Origin of the sequence: Streptomyces sp. NPDC058051, from assembly GCF_042885475.1 — a bacterium.
Classification (GTDB): domain Bacteria; phylum Actinomycetota; class Actinomycetes; order Streptomycetales; family Streptomycetaceae; genus Streptomyces.
Map to the genome: position 1 here is coordinate 1 of NZ_JBHVRW010000088.1, position 1,277 is coordinate 1,277.

General features: G+C 53.0%; 1 rRNA gene. It reads left to right on the forward strand.

Going from position 1 to position 1,277, the window contains the following annotated elements:
• Positions 1-113 precede the first annotated feature (113 nt).
• A 16S ribosomal RNA gene (locus tag ACFVUT_RS37730) occupies positions 114-1,277 on the forward strand; the annotation flags it as partial.

The following is a 1,277-nucleotide window of genomic DNA, read 5'->3' on the forward strand; positions in this document are numbered from 1 at the left end:
GTCGTGAGTTCGATTCTCATCACCCGCTCCAAATATATTGAACTTTGAAAACTGAACAAAGCGACAAACGTCAACGTTAATTTTTATTTTTTAAATTGAGCAAGTCAAACATTTCTTCGGAGAGTTTGATCCTGGCTCAGGATGAACGCTGGCGGCGTGCCTAATACATGCAAGTCGAGCGAACAGATGGGAGCTTGCTCCCTGATGTTAGCGGCGGACGGGTGAGTAACACGTGGGTAACCTGCCTGTAAGACTGGGATAACTCCGGGAAACCGGGGCTAATACCGGATGCTTGTTTGAACCGCATGGTTCAAACATAAAAGGTGGCTTCGGCTACCACTTACAGATGGACCCGCGGCGCATTAGCTAGTTGGTGAGGTAACGGCTCACCAAGGCAACGATGCGTAGCCGACCTGAGAGGGTGATCGGCCACACTGGGACTGAGACACGGCCCAGACTCCTACGGGAGGCAGCAGTAGGGAATCTTCCGCAATGGACGAAAGTCTGACGGAGCAACGCCGCGTGAGTGATGAAGGTTTTCGGATCGTAAAGCTCTGTTGTTAGGGAAGAACAAGTGCCGTTCAAATAGGGCGGCACCTTGACGGTACCTAACCAGAAAGCCACGGCTAACTACGTGCCAGCAGCCGCGGTAATACGTAGGTGGCAAGCGTTGTCCGGAATTATTGGGCGTAAAGCGCGCGCAGGCGGTTTCTTAAGTCTGATGTGAAAGCCCACGGCTCAACCGTGGAGGGTCATTGGAAACTGGGGAACTTGAGTGCAGAAGAGGAAAGCGGAATTCCACGTGTAGCGGTGAAATGCGTAGAGATATGGAGGAACACCAGTGGCGAAGGCGGCTTTTTGGTCTGTAACTGACGCTGAGGCGCGAAAGCGTGGGGAGCAAACAGGATTAGATACCCTGGTAGTCCACGCCGTAAACGATGAGTGCTAAGTGTTAGAGGGTTTCCGCCCTTTAGTGCTGCAGCTAACGCATTAAGCATTCCGCCTGGGGAGTACGGCCGCAAGGCTGAAACTCAAAGGAATTGACGGGGGCCCGCACAAGCGGTGGAGCATGTGGTTTAATTCGAAGCAACGCGAAGAACCTTACCAGGTCTTGACATCCTCTGACAATCCTAGAGATAGGACGTTCCCCTTCGGGGGACAGAGTGACAGGTGGTGCATGGTTGTCGTCAGCTCGTGTCGTGAGATGTTGGGTTAAGTCCCGCAACGAGCGCAACCCTTGTTCTATGTTGCCAGCATGCCCTTCGGGGTGATGGGGA